This is a genomic window from Aeromicrobium sp. NPDC092404, from assembly GCF_040684095.1.
Lineage (GTDB): Bacteria > Actinomycetota > Actinomycetes > Propionibacteriales > Nocardioidaceae > Aeromicrobium.
The window spans coordinates 799559-822380 of record NZ_JBFBFI010000002.1; the positions used below are offsets into that span (position 1 = coordinate 799559).

Annotated in this window: 21 protein-coding genes; 16 read left to right on the forward strand and 5 right to left on the reverse strand. The window is 69.6% G+C overall.

The features are described from left to right. Positions 1-966: an NAD-dependent epimerase/dehydratase family protein gene (locus tag AB0N22_RS14500; RefSeq protein ID WP_364641522.1), complete on the reverse strand. Its 966-nt coding sequence runs from the start codon at positions 964-966 to the stop codon at positions 1-3. A 215-nt stretch (positions 967-1181) separates the two neighbouring features. Between AB0N22_RS14500 and AB0N22_RS14505 the strand changes: the two genes are divergently transcribed. Genes AB0N22_RS14505 through AB0N22_RS14515 form a run of 3 tightly spaced genes read left to right on the forward strand, consistent with a single transcriptional unit; the run spans position 1182 to position 5193 of the window. Next, positions 1182-2615 carry a polysaccharide biosynthesis tyrosine autokinase gene (locus AB0N22_RS14505; RefSeq protein WP_364641525.1) on the forward strand — a complete coding sequence of 478 codons (1434 nt, stop codon included), beginning with the start codon at positions 1182-1184 and terminating at the stop codon, positions 2613-2615. Further along, positions 2612-3994 (forward strand): O-antigen ligase family protein, encoded by a 1383-nt coding sequence (locus AB0N22_RS14510; RefSeq protein ID WP_364641528.1) that lies wholly within the window; start codon positions 2612-2614, stop codon positions 3992-3994. The genes AB0N22_RS14505 and AB0N22_RS14510 overlap by 4 nt, the downstream gene beginning before the upstream one ends. Continuing rightward, a complete protein-coding gene (locus AB0N22_RS14515) occupies positions 3991-5193 on the forward strand; it encodes a glycosyltransferase 61 family protein (protein ID WP_364641531.1) in 1203 nt (400 codons plus the stop codon). Before AB0N22_RS14510 ends, AB0N22_RS14515 begins: the two co-directional genes overlap by 4 nt. A 7-nt stretch (positions 5194-5200) precedes the next feature. Here AB0N22_RS14515 and AB0N22_RS14520 read toward each other — a convergent pair whose 3' ends face one another. After that, positions 5201-7171 (reverse strand): sulfatase-like hydrolase/transferase, encoded by a 1971-nt coding sequence (locus tag AB0N22_RS14520; protein WP_364641534.1) that lies wholly within the window; start codon positions 7169-7171, stop codon positions 5201-5203. A gap of 125 nt (positions 7172-7296) precedes the next feature. Between AB0N22_RS14520 and AB0N22_RS14525 the strand changes: the two genes are divergently transcribed. Continuing rightward, positions 7297-8436 carry an acyltransferase gene (locus AB0N22_RS14525; RefSeq protein WP_364641537.1) on the forward strand — a complete coding sequence of 380 codons (1140 nt, stop codon included), beginning with the start codon at positions 7297-7299 and terminating at the stop codon, positions 8434-8436. A 76-nt stretch (positions 8437-8512) separates the two neighbouring features. Then, positions 8513-9301, forward strand: a complete 789-nt coding sequence (locus AB0N22_RS14530; RefSeq protein WP_364641540.1) for an FkbM family methyltransferase — start codon at positions 8513-8515, stop codon at positions 9299-9301. Here the strand turns inward: AB0N22_RS14530 and AB0N22_RS14535 are convergent. Next, positions 9298-10350 carry an acyltransferase gene (locus tag AB0N22_RS14535; protein WP_364641543.1) on the reverse strand — a complete coding sequence of 351 codons (1053 nt, stop codon included), beginning with the start codon at positions 10348-10350 and terminating at the stop codon, positions 9298-9300. The genes AB0N22_RS14530 and AB0N22_RS14535 overlap by 4 nt on opposite strands. Before the next feature lie 94 nt (positions 10351-10444). Between AB0N22_RS14535 and AB0N22_RS14540 the strand changes: the two genes are divergently transcribed. Next, the gene (locus AB0N22_RS14540; protein ID WP_364641545.1) at positions 10445-11335 is read left to right on the forward strand and encodes an FkbM family methyltransferase; all 891 of its coding nucleotides are present in this window, start codon (positions 10445-10447) and stop codon (positions 11333-11335) included. A gap of 296 nt (positions 11336-11631) precedes the next feature. Here AB0N22_RS14540 and AB0N22_RS14545 read toward each other — a convergent pair whose 3' ends face one another. Next, entirely contained in the window at positions 11632-12435 is an 804-nt protein-coding gene (locus AB0N22_RS14545) for an HAD-IB family hydrolase (RefSeq protein WP_364641548.1), read from the reverse strand. A 105-nt stretch (positions 12436-12540) separates the two neighbouring features. Between AB0N22_RS14545 and ssd the strand changes: the two genes are divergently transcribed. The 8 genes from ssd (at position 12541) to AB0N22_RS14585 (ending at position 17484) form a co-directional block, all read left to right on the forward strand. Then, a complete protein-coding gene (gene ssd / locus AB0N22_RS14550) occupies positions 12541-13581 on the forward strand; it encodes a septum site-determining protein Ssd (protein WP_364641551.1) in 1041 nt (346 codons plus the stop codon). Continuing rightward, positions 13578-14720, forward strand: coding sequence for a TadA family conjugal transfer-associated ATPase (locus AB0N22_RS14555; RefSeq protein WP_364641554.1), 1143 nt, complete (start codon positions 13578-13580; stop codon positions 14718-14720). The genes ssd and AB0N22_RS14555 overlap by 4 nt, the downstream gene beginning before the upstream one ends. After that, a complete protein-coding gene (locus AB0N22_RS14560) occupies positions 14717-15517 on the forward strand; it encodes a type II secretion system F family protein (RefSeq protein WP_364641557.1) in 801 nt (266 codons plus the stop codon). The genes AB0N22_RS14555 and AB0N22_RS14560 overlap by 4 nt, the downstream gene beginning before the upstream one ends. Beyond that, positions 15514-16215 carry a type II secretion system F family protein gene (locus AB0N22_RS14565; protein ID WP_364641560.1) on the forward strand — a complete coding sequence of 234 codons (702 nt, stop codon included), beginning with the start codon at positions 15514-15516 and terminating at the stop codon, positions 16213-16215. The genes AB0N22_RS14560 and AB0N22_RS14565 overlap by 4 nt, the downstream gene beginning before the upstream one ends. 117 nt (positions 16216-16332) lie before the next feature. Next, positions 16333-16506, forward strand: a complete 174-nt coding sequence (locus AB0N22_RS14570) for a DUF4244 domain-containing protein (RefSeq protein ID WP_364641563.1) — start codon at positions 16333-16335, stop codon at positions 16504-16506. Between the two features lie 56 nt (positions 16507-16562). Beyond that, the gene (locus AB0N22_RS14575; protein WP_364641566.1) at positions 16563-16781 is read left to right on the forward strand and encodes a DUF4244 domain-containing protein; all 219 of its coding nucleotides are present in this window, start codon (positions 16563-16565) and stop codon (positions 16779-16781) included. Then, positions 16778-17128 (forward strand): TadE family type IV pilus minor pilin, encoded by a 351-nt coding sequence (locus tag AB0N22_RS14580; protein WP_364641568.1) that lies wholly within the window; start codon positions 16778-16780, stop codon positions 17126-17128. Before AB0N22_RS14575 ends, AB0N22_RS14580 begins: the two co-directional genes overlap by 4 nt. Continuing rightward, entirely contained in the window at positions 17125-17484 is a 360-nt protein-coding gene (locus tag AB0N22_RS14585) for an Rv3654c family TadE-like protein (RefSeq protein ID WP_364641571.1), read from the forward strand. The genes AB0N22_RS14580 and AB0N22_RS14585 overlap by 4 nt, the downstream gene beginning before the upstream one ends. Before the next feature lie 43 nt (positions 17485-17527). Here the strand turns inward: AB0N22_RS14585 and AB0N22_RS14590 are convergent, their stop codons facing one another. Further along, on the reverse strand, positions 17528-19858 hold the full coding sequence (locus tag AB0N22_RS14590; RefSeq protein ID WP_364641573.1) for a DEAD/DEAH box helicase: 2331 nt from the start codon (positions 19856-19858) through the stop codon (positions 17528-17530). Between the two features lie 91 nt (positions 19859-19949). On the opposite strand from AB0N22_RS14590, the gene AB0N22_RS14595 reads away from it, so the two are divergent. Together AB0N22_RS14595 and AB0N22_RS14600 are read left to right on the forward strand one after the other, a co-directional pair. Next, positions 19950-20294, forward strand: coding sequence for an STAS domain-containing protein (locus tag AB0N22_RS14595; RefSeq protein ID WP_364641576.1), 345 nt, complete (start codon positions 19950-19952; stop codon positions 20292-20294). A 104-nt stretch (positions 20295-20398) separates the two neighbouring features. After that, complete coding sequence (locus AB0N22_RS14600; protein WP_364641579.1) at positions 20399-22819, forward strand: sodium-translocating pyrophosphatase; 2421 nt, start codon at positions 20399-20401, stop codon at positions 22817-22819. Positions 22820-22822: the final 3 nt, after the last annotated feature.

Here is a 22822-nt window from a genome sequence, read left to right on the forward strand (position 1 = left end):
CTAGGCCCGGGACTTGAGCTGGTCGTAGATCCAGCCGTAGGTCTTCTCGAGCCCGTCACGCAGCGAGATCGACGGCTCCCACCCGTAGATCTCCCGGAACATCGTGTTGTCGGAGTTGCGGCCGCGCACGCCCTGGGGGGCCGACAGGTCGTGGTTCTTGGTGACCGTGATGCCGGCGATGTCCTCGAGGATGCCGATCATCTGATTGATCGTGACGAGCTCGGCGCTGCCGAGGTTGACCGGCTCGACGTTGTCGCCGGCCAGGATCTCCTGGCTGCCGCGGACGCAGTCGTCGATGTACATGAAGCTGCGGCTCTGCTCGCCGTCGCCCCAGACCTCGATCGTATGGTCGCCGCTGAGCTTGGCCTGGGCGATCTTGCGCGAGAGCGCCGCGGGGGCCTTCTCGCGGCCGCCCTCGAACGTGCCCTCGGGACCGTAGACGTTGTGGTAGCGGGCGATGCGGGTCTCGATGCCGAAGTCCTCGCGGAAGTGGCGGGCCATGCGCTCGCTGAAGAGCTTCTCCCAGCCGTAGCCGTCCTCGGGGTCCGCCGGGTAGGCGTCCGACTCCTTGAGGGCCGTCACGTCGGGGTCGGTCTGCTTGTCCCCGGCGTAGACGCATGCGGAGCTGCTGTAGAAGTAGCGCTGCGTGCCGGCGTCCCGGGCGGCGACGAGCATGTTGGTGCTCGTGAGCACCGAGAGCATGCACTCGGCCTTGTTGTTCTCGATGAAGCCCATGCCGCCCATGTCGGCCGCGAGGTTGTAGATCTCCTGGGTGCCGACGGCGATCTTGTGGGCGTCGCTCATGTCGGCGCAGTCGGCGACGACGTTCTCGGCGTCGCCGTGGACCTGGTACCACTCGTCCTGGGGCTTGACGTCGACAGCGCGCACGTCCTTGCCCTGCTTCAGGAGGTCAGCAACGAGGTGGCCGCCGATGAAGCCTCCGGCGCCGGTCACAAGTACGGTCATCGAATTCCTACCTTTTCGTGGCCGCGTACGCCGGCCGTGGTGCCGTCAGTTGTCCAGGGTGGACCACAGGTTACACAACGGCACAGGGTGTCGATGGTTACGCCCGGGGCCCCCGGGACGGACTTCGTGCACGCCGCGAACGTCGCCTCGCATACACTCCCTATTACACCTGACCGGCATGTCGGTCGTGCACACTCACTGAAAGGGACCAACGCGTGGATCTGCGTCAATTCCTGAGCATCCTGCGTGGTCGTTGGAAGTTCATCATCAGCACGCTGGTGATCGGCACCATCGCGACGGTCGGCTTGGTCCTCAACCTCTCGCCGGTCTACAGCTCGTCCGCCCGCGTGTTCGTCTCGACCCCGACCAATGGGCAGGCCGACCCCTACGCTGCCACGGTGTTCGCGGCCCAGCGCATCGCCTCCTACGCCGACCTCGCCACCGATCCGACGGTGCTGCAGAAGGTCATCGACCGGCTCGGCCTCAAGATGACGCGCGAGGAGCTCGCCGGCGAGATCTCGGCCGACGTCGTGCCGCAGACGCTGATCCTGCAGATCACCGCCAAGGCCGAGACGCCCCAGCTCGCCCAGCAGATCGCCGCCGCCGAGAGCGAGGAGATCGTCGACCTGGTCAAGGAGATCGAGAAGCCCGCCGACACCAACCTGTCGGCCGCGATCGTTGCCCGGGTCACCGGCAAGGCCTCGTTCAACGCCAGCCCCGTGGCCCCCAACGTCATGCTCGACATCATCGTCGGCATCTTGCTGAGCACGTTCATCGGTGTGGCCGGGGCGGTGCTCCGTGACCTGCTGGACACGACCGTCAAGACGAGACAGGACGTCGAGCACGCGACCGGGAATGCGGTGATGGCGACCCTGCCGTTCGACCCGTCCGTCAGGAAGGACCCCCTGAGTCGTGACGACAGCGGCTCGCTCAGCGAGGCGTTCAAGGTGCTGAGAACCAACCTGCAGTTCGCCAACCTTGATGCGAGCCGGCAGATGATCGTGGTCTCCAGCGCCCTGCCCGACGAGGGCAAGACGCTGGTCGCGACCAACCTCGCGGTGTCGATGGCCAAGTCCGGCCGGTCGGTCCTGCTGATCGACGCCGACATGCGCAACCCCAACGTCGCCGACCTGCTGGGTCTCGAGAACTCCGTGGGCGTCATCACGGCTCTCATCGGCCGCTCGACGCTGGAACACGCGATCCAGGAGCACTCCAGCGGGGTGCACTTCCTCGGCACCGGCCCTCGCCCGCCCAACCCGGCCGAGGTGCTCGACACGCAGGCCATGCGCGACCTGCTCGCGCACGCCCGGGCGCTGTACGACGTCGTCATCATCGACGCGCCGCCGCTGCTCCCAGTCGCCGACACCGCGATCCTCATGACCGAGGTCGACGGGGCCCTGCTGTTGGCGCGCTACGGCTCGACGGGTCGTGAGCAGCTGCGGCTGGCCGTGTCCCGCGTCGAGGCCGTCGGTGGCCGCCTGTTCGGCACGGTCCTCAACCGCACGCCGCGCCGGGCCAGCACGGACGGCTACGGTTACTACGGCTACGGCTACGGCGTTCCCTACGAAATCGACAAGGGGAAGGTCAAGGTCAAGTTCAAGGAGTCCGAGAGCGCCCTGAGTGGGACGGGTCGACGGGCCAAGCGATGACGTTCAGCGGCGCTCCGTTCGAGACGCCGACGATCGATCCCAACGAGGATCCGAAGAACGTGCCACACGCGCATCCCGTCGGGATGCGCGTGTGGCCGGTCGCCCTCACCGGGGTGCTCTTGGTCGGCCTGCTCCCGCTCGCGATGTCCTCGACCGTCGGGGCCGTGCTCTCGATCGGCGTGGCCCTGTTCTTCGTCGCCCTCATCACGTTCGGGCTGCGGGGGCTCGGAGCGGGGCTCAACGTGGCCGGCATGGTCGCCGCACCGATGACGAGCGTCGTGGTGCCGGGCGCCAGCGCCGTCACGATCTCCGACCTGCTGTTCGTCGTCGGCTTCATCCTGCTGCTCCCGACGATGTTCGGCCAGCGCCTGCGGGTCCCGTGGCAGTTCGCGCTGGGCGCCAGCGTCCTGTTCGTCGTGGGCTTCGGCACGTCGCTGTTCAACGAGGTGCCGATCGGCAGCCTCAGCCTCATGGTGCGCGTGTTCGCCGCGACCTTGGTGTTTCCCCTTCTCTTCGTGTGGTGGGCCCCGCGCGGACGTACGTTGTTCTGCCTGGCGGCCGGCTACGTCGTGGGCGTCGTGCTGAGCCTGGCGTACGGCATCGTGAGCGGCCCCGACCCGCTCACGGCTCGCTACATCGGCCTGTCCGAGCAGCCCACGGCCTTCGGCTACGCCGGCCTGCTCGCCCTGGCCCTGCTGCCGTTCATCTACGCCAAGCTGGCCCCGCAGCACCGCTGGATGGTGCTCCTCGCGGGCGCCCTGTGCATGTACACGATCTGGATCAGCGGCAGCCGCGCCTCGCTCCTCGTCGCGGCCGTCCTGGCCGTCATCTATCCCGCGATGGAGCGGTCGATCAAGGTCACTGCCGGGCTAACGCTCGGCGGCATCTTCCTCATCGCCAACATCGACCGCATCCTCAACGAGGAAGGCGGCAACGCGCTGTCCCGCCTCCTCGGCCGGGCCGGTGCCGCCGGCTCCAACGCCGAGCGTGAGAAGGGCCTGCGCGAGGGCTGGGAGGTCTTCACGCACCACCCGATCTTCGGCGCGGGCTTCGACTTCGACATCTTCCTGGCCCACAACATCTACGTGCAGGTCCTGGCCGGCATGGGGGTCATCGGCCTGATCGCGTTCCTGTTCGTCCTGTGGTCGATGGTCTCGCCGATCTTCCACGGCCCGCGGCCCTACCGGCTGCTCGCCTATCCCGCCCTGGCCTACGTCATCGCCGGTCCGATCACCCCCAACCTGGGCAGTCGCTACGTCGGCATCCTGCTGGCGCTGGCGTTCGTGGTCACCGGGATGGATTTCGACGAGGACGACGAGGGCGCGATGGAGACCCGGCGGTCGCGCCGTCGCGCCGTCCCGGTCGAGACGGTGTCGTGACTCGGCTGCCCAGCGCGCTGCAACCGGCGTGGCCCCTCGTCAAGCGCGCGCACCGTCTCACGGCCTTCTTCGCCGGCGCCGTGTTCCGGCGGATCTCCGTCGTGTTCGGCCAGCGCGCGCTGCCGCGCCGAGGCAGCGACTCGACGGCCATGACAGCAGCGTGGGAGCCCCAGGCGGTCACGATCCACGTACGCCCGGAGGGTGAGCACCTCGACCGCGAGCAGCCGCCGGGCGAGCCCGCGGGACACTGGGCCTTTGCGACCATGCGGACGTACGACGTGCCGCCGCCGTTCACCGCCGACATCGCCGACGGCACGGTCGTGGGCGACTACGGCGCGGTCGTCACGCCGGGTGGCACGCTCGACTTCGAGACCAGTCCCTACTTCGCGATCACGGACTGGCGTGAGCACCCGCTGTTCCTGCGGCGGCGGCTGCCTCGCGCCGAGCAGGTCGACGGCTCGGTGCTGGCCCTCGCGACCCGCGGCGGCGGCAACAGCTACTACCACTTCCTGCTCGACGTCCTCCCGCGCTGGGGGGTATTCGAGGAGAGCATGCCGGGCCGCGAGCCCGACGCGATCCACGTCCCGAGCACGACGCGCTACCACCGCGAGCTGCTCGCCCTGTCCGGGCTCGACCGCCTACCGGTCATCGAGGCGTCCCGCAGCACCGCGGTCCGGGCCCGTCACCTGCTCGTGCCCTCGCCGGCCAACCCCATGGAGGTCGCGCCGCGCGGCATGGTCGAGTGGGTGCGCCGCACGTTCCCCGCCGTTGAGACCGCCGACAAGCCTAAGCGCATCTTCGTGACCCGTACGGGTGGCCGCAACACGCGGCGGCTGATCGAGGAGCCGGAGCTGTGGCCAGAGCTCGAGGGTCGCGGCTTCGTGCGGATCGACCCCGGCGCCATGTCGGTGCGGGACCAGATCGACCACTTCGCCGCCGCGGACGTCATCGTCGGGATCCACGGCGCGGCGCTGACCAACCTGGTGTTCGCCAAGCCGGGTGTCTCGGTGCTGGAGCTGTTCACCTCGACGTACGTGAAGCACTGCTTCTGGGCGATCACCGACAGCATCGAGGGGGCGAGCTACCGCTACCTGATCGGTGGGGAGCCGCGGCCGGCCGGCGAGCTGTCCGGCATCCAGGCCGACATCAGCCTCGACCCGAAGCGGGTCCTGGCCGCCGTCGACGACCTGCTCGGCTGACGGCGACCTAGCGGTCGGCGAGCCGCCGGCTCAGCTCGTGCGTCGCGTTGACCTCTTCCTGCCAGACCAAGACCTCCTGCTTGAGGCGCTCGGCCTCGGCGTCGGACAGGGTCTCGAACAGGTCCTTCTTCTCCAGCGGGTCCGCCACGACGTCGTAGTACTGCGGCTTCTTGTAACCGAAGAAGTAGATGTACTTGTGCCGGTCGTCCGGGAAGTAGGCGACGCACTGGTCGATGTCCCAGCACCCCGTCATCAGCGGGCGTTCGTTGTCCTTGGGCGAGAGGATCGAGGAGGCGTGGTATTCCCCACCCACGATGTCGAAGCCGAGGAGGTCGGCGACGGTCTGGAGCGTCGCGGTGTTCTGCACCGGGGCGTCGACGGTCTTGCCCTGCGTGCCGGTGGCCTCGGGAGCGTGGATCACGTACGGGATCTGGATGCCCTCGTTCCAGATCGTGTCGTTGTGGAGCCGCCGGCCGTGCTCGCGGAAGCCCTCGCCGTGGTCGCCCATGATGACGAAGATCGTGTCGTCGTAGAGGCCGAGCTTCTTGAACCCGTCGATGACCTGCTCGACGAACTGGTCCTGGTAGGCGACCGCGTTGAGGTAGTGGTTGTGCGTCTCGTCGTCGACGTAGTGCCTCATCTTCCAGCCCTCGGGCAGGACGTACTCCGAGTGCGCCGTCAGGGTCATGTATTCCATCGCGAACGGCTTGCCGTCCTGCTCCGCCGCCCAGTCGAGGCTCGGCTGCAGCATCAGGTCGTCCTCGTAGCCCAGCGTGTTGGTCTCGGAGAACCCCTTCTTGTCGAACGCCTCGAGGGGGAAGAATTGGTCGTAGCCGAAGCCCTTGACGACCTTTTCGCGGTTCTCGAAGTTCTTGGTCGCGGTCTGGAAGAACGAGGTGGCGTAGCCCTGCTCCTTGAGCAGCGTGGGCAGGCACTTGGCCGCGAGGCCCCCGGGCTCGGCCTCGCTGTTGCTGGTGTCCAGCGGCGGAGCAACGCCGCAGTTGGAGGCGACGAGCGACTTGGTCGTGTGGGGCATCCCGGTGTAGGCCCGGTTGGCCACGAGGCTCTCCTTGGCCAACGACGCGAGGTACGGCGTCGTTGGCAACCCGGGCACGCCGAGCGAGGTGGCCTGGATCCCTTGGGACTCCAGGACGATCTGCACGACGTTGTACTTCTTGGTCCTGCTGGTGGGCACGAGTCGCGTGTCGAGGGGGAGGTCGGCCCTGGTCGGCGCGGTGAACCCGTCCGGCTTGTCGTCGAGGCGTTTGGTCACCGAGTCCATCGTGATGCTGACGACGCGGTTGCGGCTGAAGTTGGTCGTGCCCTGACCGTTGGGCAGGGCCGAGACGACGAGCGAGGCGATCACGACGAGGCTCGTCGACGCCACGACGGCGGGGCCCGACTGGGCGCGGCGCCAGCCGGTGGGCGGGTCGTCGCGCAGCCGCCGGGGCTTCCAGCGACGGTTGACGATGACCGCGAAGAAGTTGGCGAGGATGATGAAGACCACGGCGAGGACCGGCAGGAACGACTGCAGCTCGGCCTGGATGATCTTGAGCATGTTGACTTGGAAGATCAGCTTGACGAGCTCGAACGACTCGGAGTTGAGCGTGACGTCGAGCAGGATGAAGTAGATCTGCGTCAGCACGACGAGCAGCGCCAGCGCCGTGAAGACGAGGTGGAACACGATGACGGCGATGCGTCGCGACGCGCGCCGGCGCACGAGCGCGAAGACGCCCACCCAGAACGCGATCAGCGCGAGGTAGAAGAACACCGTTGACGAGAGCTGGGCGATCCACGACCACGAGCCCACCCTGGTGTCGCTGTCCTCGGTGGCGCTCGTGATGCGCATGCTGGTGCAGAGCAGGTCCACGATCGCCAGCGGGACGAGCTGGAGCAGGATGTAGGCCCAGTGCCCCGGGGGAAGCAGCGAGGCGAACCTTGCGCGGAGGCCGGTCCTGGTGGGCTGGGTGTCGGTCATCGGGTCGTCATTGGTCGGCACACCGCATTAACTCTTCCAGAACGCGTGAGTCACGTGGGCACCCGGTAAGAAATTCCTGAAATGCTCTCACGACTCCCATGAGCCTGCGACTACAGTTGCTGCCCGTGACAAGTCTCGGGCAGGCGCTGGACCCTCGCCGCAACAGCATCAATGCGATCCGCATGTTCTTCGCGCTCTCGGTGCTCTTCGGCCACGCCCTGCCGCTGGGCGGCTACATGGTCGGGATGCCGAAGCTGTTCTTTCACGACGAGATCCCGACGTACGCCTTGGCGGGCTTCTTCGTGATGTCCGGCTACCTCATCGCCGCCAGCCGGCTGGCCTCCAGCTCGTTCTGGGACTATCTCTGGCGCCGGTTCCTGCGGATGTATCCCGCGTGGATCGCCTCGCTCCTGCTCGTCGGCCTGGTCCTCGGCCCGATCTCCCGGATGATCGAGGGCAAGTCCGGCTACGACTGGTCCAGCGGTGTCGACTACATCGTCTACAACCTGGGGCTCAAGCTGATCCAGCTCGACGTCAGCGGAACCCTCGAGGGCGTCCCGGTCGCGGGGGTCTGGAACTTCTCGGCGTGGACCCTGTTCTACGAGTTCGCGCTGTGGGTCGGCATGGGGCTGCTGCTGACGATCCTCGGTCGTCGCCACCTGCACATCGGGGTCTACCTCGGGCTCGTCTTCTTCACGGCGGTCAAAATCCTCGACCGGTTCGTCGTCTCCTACTCGTCCTCGGACTTCGGCGCCGAGGACACCGCGGCCAAGAGGGTCGCGGAGGCGCAGGCGTCGGGCTTCGACTCCCTGGTCTCGTCGTTCGAGCCGTTGGCCAGGCTCGGCATCTTCTTCATGGCTGGCGCGATCCTCTACCTGCACCGCGACAGGATCAAGCTCGTCCCGGCCGCCGTGTGGGCGTGCTTCGCGCTGTGCGTCCTGCTGGGCGTCGTGGGTTGGTTCCACGTGTTCGCGGCGCTGCCATTTGCGTACGTCGTGATGTACCTCGGCAGCTCACCGCGCCTGGCGCGCATCAACTACCCCGACGACTACTCGTACGGGCTCTACATCTACGCGTTCCCGATGACCCAGATCCTGGCGACGATCGCGCTCGACCACGCGATGCCGGTCTGGGTCTTCCTGCCGCTGTGCTTCATCGTCACGGCTCCGCTGGCCTGGCTCAGCTGGCACCTGCTGGAGAAGCAGGCCATGAAGCTCAAGCGCCTCACCAAGGGGCGCGACAAGCCCGTCATCGGCATCGCGTGACCACGCGACCGGCCGGTCGTTGGACCCCTGGCGTGCCGCGTTACGGTGACGTCAGCCCCTCGAAAGGACTTCAGGCATGAGCAGGTTGACCCTGGCCGCGAAGCGCGTGCGCCAGACCCTGGTGGACTTCGACAACGGCGTGTCGGTCCTCACAGCGATCGCCAAGCGCAAGCCGGAGCTCGTGTTCGAGGTCGACGACGACCTGACCGTGACGATCCCCAACGTCGCCGGCGCACGCGTGCCGGTCTACGAGGTGTTTGCCGAGGACGCCTACCGGCTCCCGTGGTTCACCGGTGACCTGCGCGAGGACGTCTCGGCGGTCGACATCGGCGGTCACATCGGCAGCTTCTCGATGGCGTTCGCGCGGCTCCACCCGCACTGCCGGGTCCAGACGTTCGAGGCGTCCCCCACGACGTACAGCTTCCTCGCCCGCAACATCTCCGGCAACGGCCTGGCCGACCGGGTGACGGTCAACAACACGGCTGTGTCGTCCACGATCGGCACGCTGCAGTTCGCCGACAACGCCGGCGGCAGCGGCCTCAACGGCATCACCGCCCCGGCCGGCTCCACCGTGATCGAGATCCCGTGCACGACCGTCGCCGCCGCGTTCGCGCAGGCCGGCGATCGCGTCGACGTCGTCAAGATCGACACCGAGGGCGCGGAGTATGACATCGTGCTCGGCTCGGACCCGTCGGACTGGCTGGGCGTGCAGCGAGTCGTCATGGAGTACCACCCCGTCGACGGTCAGTCGTGGGAGGAGCTCGAGGAGTTCTTCGCCAAGGCCGGCCTGACGGTCGTGCGCCAGGAGCCACTGACCCCGCGCCTCGGCACGGTGTGGCTCTCGCGCACGCCGCTTCCGCTCTAGACCGGGTCCTTCGCCGCGGGCTGGACCGCCGTGCCGGCCGGGACCCGGGGAGCCCACACGCCGGTCAGCCATGAGAAGATCCGCAGCCGCAGGAACAGCAGGGCCAGGGCGAACGAGCCCAGCAGCGACGCCAGGAACTGCGGCCACGTGCCGGCGTCCTCGTCGCCCCGCATCAGGAACAGGATGCACGGGTGCAGGAACATCACGAACGTCGACGTGGACGCGACCTGCACGACAGCGGGACCGATGCGGCTGGGCACGATCGGGTCGAGGCCCTCGGCGACCAGGACCAGGCCGAGCCCGATGACGGCGCCGCTGACGAGACCGAGCACCGGGAACCCGTACGTCGAGTTCTTGACCTCGATCAAGGTGCCGGCGAGGTTGTGCGACGCACCCAGGGCGACGGCGACGGCGCCCACGCCGATGACGAGCAAGCCGGTGGTGAGGGGCCGCGTGATGCGGGCGCGGTGGCGGCGCAGCTCCTGGCCGAAGACGAGGAACAGCAGGCAGGGGAACGCAAGACCGGTGCCGAGCGGCAGGAACCACAGAACCTTGGGAATCGAGCCGGGGGCGCTGGTGATGAGGAGCGTCACGGCGAGCACGACCCAGGTGACCCGGCGCGGGTAGCGCTCGAGGTAGCGCGCCAGCACGGCGGTGAAGAACATCGTGGTGAAGAACCAGCAGGCGCTGAACGGCACGACCATGAGCTGCGATCCGTACGCCGTCGCCGCCATCAGGGCCAGGACCTCGAGCCGCTTGTCGGAGAAGTGGATGAATGCCCACGTGAAGAACGGGACGCCGATCACGACCAGCCACGTCATGTAGGGGATCAGGAGGTTGCGGAACCGGTTCTTGACCTCACCCTCGAGGTCGCGCCGTGACGACCACAGGTAGCCGGTCAGGACGAAGAACACCGCGATGGCCCACGGGCAGACGACCTGGGCGACGATGCCGTCGGGGTCGTACCAGACGTGCCGGGCGACGACGCCGATGATGGCAATGACGCGGACGAGGTCGATCGCCACGCTGCGGGTCTTGGCTGCTGTCACCCGACGATGATAGGTCGTGCGCCGATGCGATGTGGCGCAAAGCATCCGCGCGGTGAGCCGCGGCTAGACTGCCTCCGACCTCGAAGGAGAATGCATGCCACCGAAGACCCCGGAGTCGATCGCTCAGCGGGTGCGCCGCCGTCTGGGCTGGGCGATCCGCGATCGTTGGCCCAACCGACCGGTGAAGCGCACGGTCCAGGGCGTCGACATGGTCCTCCCGTGGTCGCACCGGCTGCCCGACTACGCACGGGTGGAGCCGGAGTACGGCCAGAACCTCCCGCGGCTCGCCGCGGCGCTCGCGGCCGCCGACGGTCGTCCGGTCGTCGCGATGGACATCGGCGCCAACGTGGGTGACTCGACCCTGCAGATCCTCGACGTCGCCGACGGCAAGGTGCTGTGCGTCGAGGCCGACGGGTTCTACCTCGACTTCCTCCGCCGCAACGTCGGCGACGACGACCGGGTCGCGGTCGAGGCGTCGCTGCTGCTCGACGACGAGGCCGAGGTCACCATGGCACCGGTGCGCCAGGGCGGCACGACCCGGTTCGTGCCGGGCGAGTCCGAGAAGACCGCGCCGACCGTCACCGTGAGCCAGCTGCGCGAGCGGCACCCCGACTTCGACGCGATGCGGCTGGTCAAGTCCGACACCGACGGCTACGACGTGACGCTCGTGCCGGCTGTCGCGCGTACGTGGTCCGACACCAAGCCGGTGCTGTTCTTCGAGTACGACCACGACCTGTCGCGGCTCGCCGGCAACGACCCGGTCAAGGTGTGGCAGGACCTCGACGCACTGGGCTACGACCTCGTGCGCGTGTGGGACAACGGGGGACGCCCCATTGGCATCTACCCGCTGTCGGAGATGGCCGAGCGCGCGGCGCTGCTCGACGAGCCGGTGGAGTCCCGGGCGTACCACTTCTGGGACGTCGCGGTCTCGCACCGTGACGACCCGGCCGGCGCCGAGGCGCTGCGCGCGGTGCAGCCCGGCTGACGGACGTACGCGCGGAGCTCCACAGGGCGGCGGCGCCGATCCCCGGGGGAATGGCGCCGCCTGGCAAGCCGGCCCGGCTACCAGGCGTGCTGGATCTGAGTCGTCGCGTCCTCGTCTGAATCCCTGAGTGGGACGAAGATCGTCGAGCAACTTTCCCATTGAGACGGGTGATCGCCGCGTGGGTACTGGGCTGCTTTGCCGCTGTGGAGTTCTTGCTCCTTGTCTACGCCAAACGACCGGACGGCGCGAGGCCTACTCGGTCGTAACGTTGTGCGCTTTGCTTCACAAAGCCGGGCTCACGCGACGAGGCGGTGCCTGCGGCGCGAGACGAGCGCGACGGTGATCGCGCCGACAGCGCTGGCGATCACGGCGACCGCGGCGGCCTTGCCGGCCTTGGTGTCCAGGCTCAGGCGGCTGCGCAGGGCGACGGGTCGGCCGAACGACAGGACGGGCCAGCCGTTGTCCTCGGCGATGCGGCGCAGCGCTCTGTCGGGGTTGACCGCGAACGGGTGGCCGACGGCCTCGAGCATGGGCGCGTCGGTCTCGGAGTCGGAGTAGGCGTACGACTCGGAGAGGTCGTAGCCGCGCTCGGCGGCGAGGGCCTCCATCGCGACGGCCTTGTTGGGTCCGTACGCATAGAAGTCGACGTGGCCGGTGTAGCGGCCGGCCTCGACCAGCAGGGTCGTCGCGATGACGTGGTCGACACCGAGCATCTCGCCGATGGGCTCGACGACCTCGCTGCCCGACGCGGACACGATGACGACGTCGCGCCCGGCCGCCTGGTGCTCCTCGATCAGGTCGACCGCCTCCTCGTAGACGAGCGGGTCGATGATCGTGTGCAGCGTCTCGGCGACCGACTGGCGTACGACGTCGACGTCCCAGCCGGTGACCATCTGGGTGAGGTAGGCCCGCATCTTCTCGAGCTTGTCGTGGTCGGCGCCGTTGAGGGCGAACATGAAGTTGGCGTACGCGCTGCGGAGCACCGCGCGACGGCTGAGCAGGCCGCCCTGGAAGAACGGCTTGCTGAAGGCGAGCGTGCTCGACTTGGCGATGATCGTCTTGTCCAGGTCGAAGAATGCGGCGGACCTCGTGGGGCTCACTCGTTCAGGATAGGCCGGTCCACATCCCGCGGGTCCGCCTTTGGTGGTCCACAGGCGCGGCGGAGCCGGTTCCGCGGCCCCGCCCGGGTGGCAACCCTCGTACGTATGCCCGACCTCGCCGTCCCCCTGATCGCCACCGCCGACGAGCTCCTGCTGGACGACGCGTTGCGCTGGTGCGCCGCCGTCGGGGCCGTGCCCGAGGTCGCGCCCGACCTGACCGCGACCCGCAGGTCGTGGCGGCGGGCGTCGGTGGTGGTCGTGGGGGAGGACCTGGCGGCCCAGCTGGCACGTGCTGCGCTGCCCCGGCGCGAGCACGTCGTGCTGCTGGCGAGGGAGCCGTCCGAGTGGTGGCCCGACGCGGTCGCTCTGGGCGCAGTCGCGGTGTGCGGCGTCCACGAGGAGCAACGCATGCTCGAGGTGCTCGCCGGCGCGCTCGACGGGCAGGGCGAGGCCTGCGTCGTCAGCATGGTCGGCGGCTCCGGAGGGGTGGGTGCCTCGACGTTGACGGCCGCACTGGGCCTCGCCGCGCAACGCCGCGGACTGAGGTCGCTGCTGTTCGACGTGGACCCCCTCGGCGGAGGACTCGAGCTGCTCATCGGCGCGGAGCAGGCCCAGGGCCTGCGGTGGCACGACTTCGACGCGACCCAGGGCCGGCTGAGTGCGGGGTCGCTCGCCGACGTGCTCCCGGTCCACCACGGGGTTTCAACGCTGTCGTGGGACCGGTCGGGCCCGACGGCGCTCCCATCGGCGGTGTCCTCGGTCCTCACTGCGGCGGTGCGGGGATTCGACCTCGTGGTGGCGGACGTCCCGCGACACCTGGACGAGTTCGGGATCGACGTCGTCGGGCGATCGGTCCTCAGCGTGCTGCTGGTCGCCGAGGACATCTGCGGGGTGGCTGCCGCACGTCATGTCCTCGGGAACCTCCAACGGGTGGCGTCGGCGGTTGCCGTCGTGAGCGTGAGCCGGCCGGGCGGCATCGGCCCCGCAGCGGTCTCTGACGCGCTAGGCCTCCCGGTGCTGGCCCGACATCGGGTCGATCGTCGACTGCGCGGGTCGGTCGATCGCGGCCACGGTCCTCGACGATCGCGGCCGGCACGCCGCACGGCCACCACCCTGCTCGACGCCCTGGGACTGGACACGCCATGACGGAGCCGCCGATCCTCGAGCGCGTCCGACGCCGGCTGGCGGCCGGCACGGCCCAGCCGACGCCTCACACCGTGGCGGCGGCACTGCGTGCCGAGCAGCACGTGGCCGGCAGTGACACCGTGCTCGCCCTGGTCGACCAGCTCCGCAGCGAGACCCGCGGCGCCGGGGTGCTCGACCCGCTGCTGGCCACGCCGGGCGTCACGGACGTCCTGGTGAACGGGGCCGACGAGGTCTACCTGGATCGCGGACGTGGCCTCGAGAGGTCGTCCGTCAGGTTCGCCGACGAGGAGTCGGTCCGGCGGCTGGCCCAGCGCCTCGCTGCTCAGGCGGGGCGACGCTTGGACGATGCCAGCCCGTGGGTCGACGCGCGCCTCGCGGACGGCACCCGCCTCCACGCCGTTCTCGCGCCGTTGGCCCGGCCCGGCACGCTGGTCTCGTTGCGCGTCCCGGCCCGGCGGAGCTTCTCGCTCGACGAGCTGCGGGTGGTCGGCGCGCTCACCGACGAGACCGCAGGCGTGCTGCGCCGCATCATCGCCGCGCGGGCGGCGTTCGTGGTGACCGGTGGCACGGGTTCGGGCAAGACGACCCTGCTCGCCGCCCTGCTCGCCGAGGTGGATCCGGGCGAGCGGATCGTCGTGGTCGAGGACGCCACCGAGCTGAGGCCCGATCACCCGCACGTCGTGGGGCTCGAGGCTCGGCCGGCCAACGTCGAGGGCGCGGGACTCGTGACGGTTCGCGACCTCGTGCGCCAGGCGCTGCGGATGCGGCCCGACCGTCTGGTCGTCGGCGAGGTGCGGGGTGCCGAGGTCGTGGACCTCCTGGCGGCTCTCAACACCGGGCACGAGGGCGGGTGCGGCACGCTCCACGCCAACTCGACCGGCGACGTGCCGGCCCGGTTCGAGGCTCTCGGAGTGGCGGCCGGGCTGCCCCGCGACGCCGTGCACAGCCAGCTCGCGTCGAGCCTCGACCTCGTCGTGCACGTGGGTCGGGGGCGCGACGGGACGCGTCGTGTCGAGCAGGTCGCGGTGCTGCAGCGGACTCCCGACGGGATCGTCACCTGCGTCCCGGCGCTCACTGCGGGTGCGTCAGGGGTCGAGAAGGGGCCCGGCGAAGCGCGCCTCCGGGCGGTCCTCGGGTGACCTTGCTGGCTGCAGTGCTCGCTGCCGGCGCGGCCTGGCTGCAGAGCCCACCAGGCCGGTGGGTCGCGCGGCACCGACTGGCGCTCGATGTGGAGGCGACGCGACCATCCCGATCTGTCCTCGTCGCGGCGATGGTGCTGCTGGTGGTGTGGGTGACCGGCCGCACCGCGCTGTCCGGTCCGCACCTGATCCTCGCGGTCACCATCGCCGGGGTCGTCGGCTTCGGCGTACGTCAGTGGAGGTCCGGACTGCGTCGCAAGCGTCTGGACGAGCGACGAAGGCTCGTCTCCGAGGCGATCGGGCTGATGGCGGCCGAGCTGCGGGCCGGGCTGCTCCCGCAGCGCGTCCTGTCGGGGCTCGCTCCCGACTTCGAGTTCCTGGCCCCTGCGGCGCGTGCGGCCGACCTCGGCGGCGACGTGCCGGCGGCCCTGCGTGCCACCGCCGAGGAGACAGGTGCCGGGCTGCTGGCGGAGCTCGCCGGGGCGTGGCTCGTGGCCGAGCGCGCAGGCGCGCCCTTGGCGCGAGTCCTGGACCGGCTCGAGGAGACGGCTCGGGGAGACCTGGAGATCGAGCGGGAGGTCGAGTCCGGCTTGGCGCCCGCCCGCGCGACCGGTCGATTGATGGCCGTGCTTCCGGTCTTCGGCCTGGCACTGGGCTCGGGCATGGGCGCGGACCCGGTCGCGATCCTGACGGGGACCTACCCGGGCGTCGTGTGCCTGGCTGCGGGCTGCGCGCTGGCCTGCGCCGGTGTCGCCTGGGTCGAGCGCATCGCGGCCAGCGCCGAGGCCGAGTCGTGATCTCCGCCGTGCTCGCCGGCCTTGCCGTGTGGTGCTTCATCCCCGTGTCGACCGCAGCCCGGCGGGAGGTGATCTTCGGCGAGCCCGAGGCGACACCCAGCCGGATCGATCCCGCCCTGGTCGCCGCGCTCATCACCCCGGTGGCGGCGACCGTCGTCCTCGGACTCCCGATCGGTCCCTTGGTCGGCGTGGGTCTGGCCCCGATGGTGCACCGTTCCATGAGCCGTCTCGAGAGGACGGCCGAGCGACGCCGGAGCGCCAAGGTCGCCGCGCAGCTGCCGACGGCACTCGACCTCATCGTTGCGGCGCTCGAGGTGGGACGGCCGCCGGTCACCGCGTTCGAGCTCGCCGCTGACGCCACTGCGGAACCGCTGGGGTCCGAGCTCGGCCTCGTCGCCGGCCGCCTCGCGATCGCCGGCGACTCCGAGGCGGTGTGGCGGACCGTCACGGTCGACCGCTCGCTGGCTCCGGTCGGTCGGGCGTTCCGCCGAGCGTCGGCGTCCGGCATGCCGGTCGCCCAGGTCGTCGCGGGTGTGGCGGACGACCTGAGGCGCGAGCGACGGGCGGCCCGGCGAGAGCGGAGCCGCAAGGTCGCGGTCCGGACGGCTGCCCCGCTGGGCGCCTGCTTCCTTCCCGCGTTCTTCCTGATCGGGATCGTGCCGACGATCATCGCCACGTTCCGCTCGTTCAGCTTCTGACCATCCACAGTCGCGTGCCTCGACCGGCTTGTCCCCAGCCACACGGCACGAGGCGCAGTGCGCGGCGCACCTGCCGCATCTTCCTCTCGACCGTTTCATTCATCGAAAGGACTCCACATGAAGCACCTCATCCGCCGTTCCGAGCGGGGCATGACGACGGCCGAGTACACCGTGGGCACGTTGGGCGCCTGCACGATCGGCGGCGTCCTCGTCAAGATCGGCCAGTCCCCGTGGTTCGGCGACCTCGTCAAGGACGTGATCGGCAAGATCCCCGACCTGCTCCCGTTCTGACCCATCGTCCGGGGCGGCCGTCGTGCCGCCCCGGACCTCGACCCGAAGGGCATGACATGTCCCACCACGACGACCGCGGGATGGCGACCGCGGAGTACACCATCGGCACCTTGGGCGCCGTCGTGATAGCCGCAGCTCTCTTCAGGCTCGGCCTGCTCGACCACGGCAATCCGTGGCTCGACTCGTTCAAGGAGATCCTCGACCGGGCTCTCGGCTGGGGGCGGCTGCGCAGCCTGTTCGACACCGTGCCCGGCATCGGCATCCGGGTCGGATGAAGCGCGACCGGGGGATGGTCACCGCCGAGCTGGCCACGATCGTGCCGTTCGGGGTGGCCTTCGCCTTCCTGCTGCTCTGGATCATCTCGCTGGGCCTGACCCAGATCCGCATCACCGATGCCTCGCGAGAGGCTGCCCGCATGATCGCCCGCGGCGAAGCGGTGCAGGACGCAAGGGACGTCGCCCGCAGGCACGCGCCCGAGGGGGCCAAGGTCTCGGTGGACACCGAGTCCGGCACGGTGACCGTCACCGTCACCGCACGATCGCGGATGCCGGTGCCGTTCTTCTCCTCGGTCGGCTCCCGCACGATGGACTCGGCGTCAGTGGCTGCCGTGGAGTCACCGTGAGCCGGTGGACCGAACGCGGCTCCGTCACGGCACACGCCGCCACGATCTGTGTGCTCCTGGTCGTGGCGGCGCTCGTCATCACGGAGATGGCGGGCCTGGTGAGGCTGCGTCATCGGGTCGCCGCGGGCGCGGACCTGGCGGCGCTGTCGGCGACCCAGGCCAGCGTTGCCGGGGACGACGCGTGCTCCGCTGCTCGCCGCATCGCGCGTCGCAACGGCACCACGCTGGTGACCTGCCGGATGGACTTCGACGTCGCCACGATCACCACCCGAGCCACCAGCCACCGGTGGTGGGGTCACCGCTGGGCGCTCGAGCAGAAGGCCCGGGCAGCTCCGGACTTCTACATCGAGGAGTAGCCGGTCAGGTCTGTGGCGTCACGAGATCGGTGGGTCCCAGCCCTCACTCCTGTGACGCGGGGCTCTCTGGCGGAGCATCGGTCAGCAGGGCATCGAGCAGGCGTACGGCGGCGGCCTTGTCGAGCGGCTCGTTGCCGTTGCCGCACTTGGGGGAGTACACGCACGACGGGCAGCCGGCCGCGCACTCGCAGGCCACGATGGCCTCGCGGGTGACCCGGAGCCAGCGGGCCGCCAGCTCATAGCCACGCTCAGCGAAGCCCGCGCCGCCGGGGTAGCCGTCGTAGACGAACACCGTCATGGTCCCCGTGTCCGCGTGCAGGGCGGTCGAGACGCCGCCGATGTCCCAGCGGTCGCACGTCGCGAGCAGCGGCAGCAGCCCGATGGCGGCATGCTCGGCGGCATGGGCGGCGCCCGGCACGTCCCCGGTCTCGAGGGCTGCGGCGACGGCGGACGGCTCGAGGGTCCACCACACCGCCTTGGTCTGCAGGGTGCGCGCCGGCAGGTCGAGCAGCTCCTCGCCGAGGATGCCGCCGCCGGTCGTGCTCCGCTTCATGTAGGACACGACCTGGTTGACCACGTCCACCGAGCCGAACGACATCGCGGCCCGGCCCCACTGGGTCGTGCGCTCGGTGCCGGTCACGGTGATCTCGGTGACCGAACGAGCCATGGTCGAGTAGTCGGGGTCGTCACGATGGACGATCGCGACGCCGTGCTCGACGTCGTAGTCGTCGACCAGGTGCACGTCGCCCTGGTGGACGTAGACGGCACCCTCGTGGACGGCGGAGTCGGCCGAGCCGGCGTCGACCGTGCCGATCAGGCGGCCCGTCACGGCATCGACGATCTGCACCGGTGCGCCACCGCTCGACCGGATGTCGGCGAGGTCGCTGGCCCGCTCGCGCTTGGTCCAGTACCAGCCGGACGAGCGCTTGCGCAGCCATCCCGCGGCCTCGAGCGCCTGCACGCCCTCCGCCGTACGGGGTCCGAACATGTCGAAGTCCGCCTCGGTGAGCGGAATCTCCTGCGCCGCAGCGGCCAGGTGAGGGCCCAGGACGTACGGGTTGTCGGGATCGAAGACCGACGCCTCGACAGGGGCGCCGAGCAGTGCCTCAGGATGATGGACGAGGAACGTGTCGAGGGGGTCGTCGCGGGCCACCAGGATGCCGATCGAGTCGCGCCCGGACCGGCCGGCGCGGCCGAACTGCTGCTGGAGGGCGGCACGCGTGCCCGGGAACCCGACGCTGATCACCGCGTCCAGCCCGGCGACGTCGATGCCAAGCTCGAGCGCGTTGGTGCTGGCGAGCCCCAGCAGGTCACCGCTGCGCAGGCGCTGCTCGAGCTCGCGCCGCTCCTCGGGGAGGTAGCCGCCGCGGTAGGTCGCGACGCGGGCCACGAGCTCGGGGTCGACCTCGGCCAGCCTGCGCTGGGCGGTCGCGGCGACGGACTCGGCGCCTCGACGTGAGCGGACGAACGCCAGCGTCCGGACCTTGCCGATCACGAGGTCGGTCAACAGCTCGCCGGCCTCGGTCGTCGCGGCCCGCCGCACCACTCCTTCTGTCTGGTCGCCGCTGACGGGGTCTCGGCCGGGCAGCAGGGGCGGCTCCCACAGGGCGATCGTTCGGGCGGCATGGGGTGACGCGTCATCGGTGACCGGTACGACGTCGAGCCCCGTCAGCCGGCCCGCGAACACCTCTGGCTCGGCGACGGTCGCCGACGAGAGGACGAAGGTCGGCTCGGCGCCGTAGTGGGCGCACACCCGCCGCAGACGCCGCAGCACGTGGGCGACGTGTGCCCCGAAGACACCGCGATAGTGGTGGCACTCGTCGATCACGACATGGCTCAGCCCGCCGAGGACGCGAGCCCAGCGGGCGTGGGCCGGGAGGATCGAGTGGTGCAACGTGTCGGGGTTGGTCAGGAGGTAGTTGGCGTGGTCGCGGGCCCAGACCCGCTCCTCGCGGGAGTTGTCGCCGTCCACGGTCGCCGGCCGGGCGAAGTCGCGGGCACCGGAGAGCCGGCGCAGCTGGTCGGCGGCGAGGGCCTTGGTCGGTGCCAGGTAGAGGACGGTCGGCAGCCGGTTGCCGCGCAGCGCACTGCCGCTGCGACCCTCGGCGAGCCCGGTCAACGCCGGTGCTTGGAACGCCAGCGACTTGCCGGAAGCGGTGCCGGTGGAGATCACGACGTGCCGGCCCTCGTGGACCTGGTGCAGGGCCTCGGCCTGGTGTCCCCACAGGGCCGCGATGCCCTCGGCCTCGTACATCGCGCGCACGGCCGGGTCGACCCAGTCGGGCCACGGCTCGACGACCGCCTCGCGCTCGGGCACCCGCTCGACGTGGGTCACCCGCTCGCCGTAGCGCAGCACGAGGTCGGCGGGGTCCACCTCGTGATTCTCCCAGACGGCTGCACGCATCTCGCCCAGCGGCAGTGGCCTACGGATCGTGATTGAATGCAGGCGGAGAGAGAAGGTGGAGATGGAGCTGTCGCTGACGTCGCGCACAGAGGGTGACTTCGAGATCATCGAGGTCGGTGGCGAGATCGACGTCTACACCGCTCCCAAGCTCCGCGAGGCCATCGTGGCGGCCGTCGACGCCGGCCACACCCGCCTCATCATCGACGTGCAGAAGGTCGACTTCCTCGACTCCACGGGCCTCGGCGTCCTGGTCGGGGCCCTCAAGCGCGTGCGCGCCGACGGTGGGTCGCTCGACATCGTGTGCACCCAGGAACGCATCCTCAAGATCTTCGAGATCACCGGGCTCGACAAGGTCTTCGGCCTCCACACGTCGATCGAGGACGCGAGGACCGACCAGGAACTGTGATCCCGGTCGCACCGGATCACCGAACGTCCATGTAACCTGCGTCACGCGGCCTGGTCTCGCCAGGCCCGTTTCCACGTCTTGCCTTACCTCTGGAGGACCATTTCATGGCAAACGCGACCTTTGTTGCTGCAGTAGGCGGTGATCTCGACTTCTCCGACAAGAACTCGTACTACTTGTACGCAGTCGTCGGAGTCGGGATCCTGGCGCTCATCATGGCGGGCATCTTCCGCTCGCAGGTGCTCCAGGCGTCCGAAGGCACCGAGAAGATGCAGGAGATCGGCCAGGCCGTCCAGGAAGGTGCCTCGGCCTACCTGAGCCGGCAGTTCCGGACCCTCGCGGTCTTCGCGCTCGTCGCCCTGGTGATGCTGTTCGCGCTCGACGCGGCGGTGTTCGGCTGGGACAACGACTGGAAGATCAAGATCGGTCGCTACGTCGCACTGCTCGCAGGAGCCGGGTTCTCCGCGCTGATCGGCTACCTCGGCATGTGGCTCGCGACGCGCGCCAACATCCGCGTCGCCGCTGCCGCCCAGAACGAGGGCCGCGAGGTCGCGATGCGCATCGCGTTCCGCACCGGTGGCACCGTCGGCATGCTGACGGTCGGCCTGGGCCTGCTGGGCGCCGGCGCGATCGTCCTGATCTACACCGGTGATGCCCCCGTCGTGCTCGAGGGCTTCGGCTTCGGCGCGGCCCTGCTCGCGATGTTCATGCGTGTCGGCGGCGGCATCTTCACCAAGGCCGCTGACGTCGGCGCCGACCTCGTCGGCAAGGTCGAGCAGAACATCCCCGAGGACGACCCGCGCAACGCCGCGACCATCGCGGACAACGTGGGTGACAACGTCGGCGACTGCGCCGGCATGGCTGCCGATCTCTTCGAGTCGTACGCCGTGACGCTCGTCGCGGCCCTGATCCTCGGTTCCGTGGCCTTCGGTGAGGTCGGGCTCGTCTTCCCGCTCGTCATTCCCGCGATCGGCGCTCTGACCGCGATCCTCGGCGTCTACATCACCCGGCCCCGCGCCGGTGAGGGCGGACTCGTCACGATCAACCGCTCGTTCTACATCACGGCGCTGGTCTCCGGTGCTGCCTCGGTCGGTGCCGCGTTCCTGCTGCTGCCCACCAAGTTCAGCGACGCCAAGCTCCCGGGCATCGACACCCAGTCGCTCATCATCACGATCGGCCAGGCGCAGGGTGGCGAGCCGGGCCTCGACTCCAACCCGCGACTGATCGCGATCATCGCGGTGCTCATCGGCATCGTGCTGGCCGCCGTGATCCTGGCGCTGACCGGCTACTTCACCGGCACCGAGACCCGTCCGGTCAAGGACGTCGGCAAGACCTCGCTGACCGGCGCGGCCACCGTCATCCTGTCCGGCCTGTCGGTCGGCTTCGAGTCGGCCGTCTACACCGCGATCGTCATCGGTGCCGCCGTCTACGGCGCGTTCCTGCTGGGCAGCGGCTCGCTCGTCGTGGCGCTGTTCGCGGTCGCGCTGGCCGGTTGCGGCCTGCTGACCACGGTCGGCGTCATCGTCGCGATGGACACCTTCGGTCCGGTCAGCGACAACGCCCAGGGCATCGCCGAGATGTCGGGCGACGTCGACGAGGAGGGCGCGCAGATCCTCACCGAGCTCGACGCCGTCGGCAACACGACCAAGGCCATCACCAAGGGCATCGCGATCGCGACGGCCGTGCTCGCCGCGACCGCGCTGTTCGGCTCGCTGAGCAGCTCGATCGCCGAGGCGGTCGAGGAGTCCGGCCTCGCCGAGTCCAAGGACGCGGCCGATCTCAAGCTGATCGAGACGTACGCCTTCCAGGGCATCCTCAACGTCGGCGACCCGAGCATCCTGGTCGGCCTGATCCTCGGTGCGGCCGTGGTGTTCCTGTTCTCCGGCCTCGCGATCAACGCCGTCGGCCGTGCTGCCGGCGCCGTCGTCTACGAGGTGCGCCGCCAGTTCCGCGAGATCCCCGGCATTATGGAGGGCACGGGTCGTCCCGAGTACGGCAAGGTCGTCGACATCTGCACGCGCGACTCGCTCCGTGAGCTGGCGACGCCCGGCATCCTGGCGATCTTCGCGCCGATCGCCGTCGGGTTCGGTCTCGGCATCGGTCCGCTCGGCGGCTACCTCGCCGGCGCGATCGGCACCGGCGTGCTGATGGCGGTCTTCCTGGCCAACTCCGGTGGCGCGTGGGACAACGCCAAGAAGCTGGTCGAGGACGGCAACCACGGTGGCAAGGGATCGCCCGCCCACGAGGCGACGATCATCGGTGACACCGTCGGTGACCCGTTCAAGGACACCGCCGGACCGGCGATCAACCCGCTGCTCAAGGTCATGAACCTCGTGGCCCTGCTGGCGACGCCGCTGATCATCAAGTACTCGTACGGCGATGACGCGAGCGACCCGATCCGCTACACGATCGCCGGCGTCTCGGTGCTGATCATCGCGGTGGCGGTCTACATCTCGAAGCGTCGTCCGATCGCGCTCGAGACGGATCTCGTCGACCCGGCCGAGCCGCAGACGGTTCCGGCTCCGTAGGAC

Bases quoted from the DNA above. Each gene is read 5' to 3' on its own strand.
- AB0N22_RS14580 (WP_364641568.1), top strand. From the start codon at position 16,778: ATGAAGCGCGACCGGGGGATGGTCACCGCCGAGCTGGCCACGATCGTG.
- AB0N22_RS14510 (WP_364641528.1), top strand. From the start codon at position 2,612: ATGACGTTCAGCGGCGCTCCGTTCGAGACGCCGACGATCGATCCCAAC.
- AB0N22_RS14555 (WP_364641554.1), top strand. From the start codon at position 13,578: ATGACGGAGCCGCCGATCCTCGAGCGCGTCCGACGCCGGCTGGCGGCC.
- AB0N22_RS14570 (WP_364641563.1), top strand. From the start codon at position 16,333: ATGAAGCACCTCATCCGCCGTTCCGAGCGGGGCATGACGACGGCCGAG.
- AB0N22_RS14520 (WP_364641534.1), bottom strand. From the start codon at position 7,171: ATGACCGACACCCAGCCCACCAGGACCGGCCTCCGCGCAAGGTTCGCC.
- AB0N22_RS14500 (WP_364641522.1), bottom strand. From the start codon at position 966: ATGACCGTACTTGTGACCGGCGCCGGAGGCTTCATCGGCGGCCACCTC.
- AB0N22_RS14530 (WP_364641540.1), top strand. From the start codon at position 8,513: ATGAGCAGGTTGACCCTGGCCGCGAAGCGCGTGCGCCAGACCCTGGTG.
- ssd (WP_364641551.1), top strand. From the start codon at position 12,541: ATGCCCGACCTCGCCGTCCCCCTGATCGCCACCGCCGACGAGCTCCTG.
- AB0N22_RS14540 (WP_364641545.1), top strand. From the start codon at position 10,445: ATGCCACCGAAGACCCCGGAGTCGATCGCTCAGCGGGTGCGCCGCCGT.
- AB0N22_RS14600 (WP_364641579.1), top strand. From the start codon at position 20,399: ATGGCAAACGCGACCTTTGTTGCTGCAGTAGGCGGTGATCTCGACTTC.
- AB0N22_RS14595 (WP_364641576.1), top strand. From the start codon at position 19,950: ATGGAGCTGTCGCTGACGTCGCGCACAGAGGGTGACTTCGAGATCATC.
- AB0N22_RS14575 (WP_364641566.1), top strand. From the start codon at position 16,563: ATGTCCCACCACGACGACCGCGGGATGGCGACCGCGGAGTACACCATC.